This window comes from Holdemanella biformis DSM 3989 (assembly GCF_000156655.1).
Classification (GTDB): Bacteria; Bacillota_I; Bacilli_A; order Erysipelotrichales; family Erysipelotrichaceae; genus Holdemanella; species Holdemanella biformis.
Map to the genome: position 1 here is coordinate 1 of NZ_DS996872.1, position 1,994 is coordinate 1,994.

1 protein-coding gene is annotated in these 1,994 nt (G+C 33.5%); it reads right to left on the bottom strand.

The features are described 5' to 3' along the window. Positions 1–102 precede the first annotated feature (102 nt). Complete coding sequence (locus EUBIFOR_RS11955) at positions 103–1,935, bottom strand: IS1634 family transposase (protein ID WP_003866337.1); 1,833 nt, start codon at positions 1,933–1,935, stop codon at positions 103–105. Between the last annotated feature and the right edge of the window lie 59 nt (positions 1,936–1,994).

Genomic DNA, 1,994 nt, shown 5'->3' on the forward strand with positions numbered 1-1,994 from the left:
TTTTCGACAGTTATATAACGCAACAATGAGCGTAAACCTTTAGTTCAAAGGCTTTACGCTCATTTTTTACTTTTATGAAATGTTGTATGGGAATTTTATTTTTCAAATTTTTTTAAATTTATTTAATGTTTTTGGTTGATAGTATTTTCGGTTCAGTTTTAAATCGAACAGTTGTTCAAGTGAATCCAGTACATCTGAGCCTGTGTAACAGGCCTGGTAGTACATATCGGAGCAGTTAACCACATTCATGTTCTGCAATGTTTCGATGATCTGTTCTGTTGTGAAATGAGTTTTATTTCTGTCTAATTTGACTTCGAGTAAGCGATAAATCAATAAGGCTGTGTAACAGATAAGGAAATGAGCTTTTATTCTGTTTTCTTTGTGATGATATACGGGTCTTGAGCTGAAATTTGTTTTCAAGACACGGAAACAATCTTCGATTTTATATCTTCTTGACTGGATATCCAAAACTTCTGTTTCCTTCATATCAAATATATTTGTGGCAACAGCGTAGAATCCATCATATTTAGCTTCTTCTTCAATACGAGCCTCATCTAAATAGTAATTCTTCTTTTCTTTATCACTCTTAATAAATCTGGTCACATCGTTTGGTCCTTTTTTGAAGTTGTCAGGATCCATGTTGGCCAGTATTTTTTTAGCACGCTCGATCTGTCTGTTTCGTACTGTTTTCTGGTATTCGGCCATCTTTCTTGAATAGGTTACGATAATTCTTTGTTTTAGGTTTCCTTTTGATTTTACCTTCTTTGTTTTTCCGTTCTTGTATTGTTTGACTTCGAATAGACCTAAGTCCACAAGCTTATCAACTGGTATAGATTTATAGATGTATCCATCGTAATAATTTCTGTTTTCTTTTAATGTGCGATCAAATGTCTTCATTGTTTCTAAAGATGCAGGCTTTCCGTCTTGAGAAAAACGGTAATCGTAATCATTGAACACGGCCTGTTTTAGAATACTGTTCAATTTCTTGATGGATTGTGTTACTACAAACTTTCTTCCGCCAAAGTCGTTAAATAATCTTGTGTCATTATAGCCTAGTCCGGCATCTGAACAGTAGATGATATCCTTATTCTCAAACATTTTAAGCATCTTCTTTTCAGCTGGAACAGCACAAAGGGACTCATTGTCACTTCCTGGATTGATACACATACTTAAAGGAATTCCATCGGCATCCATGAAAAGTCCCATCTGAACGATTGGATTTGGACGATGTTCTTTAGATACACCATATTTTAGAAGTCCTTTGATCAGTTCACCTGTGATTTCATCATATACATCCTCGTCTTCGGATTCTTTTTCAAAATAGAAGTTTGTACAGTCAAAATAACACACATTCATATTTCTTTTGATTACTTTGTTGCTTGATTCAAATAAATGAGAAAGATACTCATCATAATTTTCTTCCAGTATATCCATGAAGCGAAGGATATCCTGGTGTGAGAAATCAAAATCACCATAGAAACCAGTAAGATTATTTAAAGTATGCATCTTGCTTCCTGGATCAAGAATCCGAGAAAAAGTAAGAACCATATTTATCATATTTGGATTGAAAGCTATTTTACGTCCGCTGCATACTTTATCAAAGAAATCAGAGATTCCAAGAGATGAATAAAGTTCTTTCAAATAGAAATAGCCAGTATTCTTACAAGTGGATTTAGAAACAGTATTTCCTTGATTGATGACTTTGTCATCAAAATTAACAGTGATATTATATTCGACTTTACTGTTCTTTATATTTTCGTTATATTCCTTAACTCTTTGTTTGGCATATTTTAAAGGATCATCTGTAATCTTTAATAATTCTGAATGTTTACCAATACGTTCAACATTCTTTGTGGTAACCTTTTTACCATTGCGAATCCCAACCTGAATGAAGTAGGTAGGATCTTTAGATTTTCTGTCGTAGTTAAGTTTCATTGGGAAGACTCCTTATATAGAACTATTATACCACATATTACAACGCCGTACAACATCCA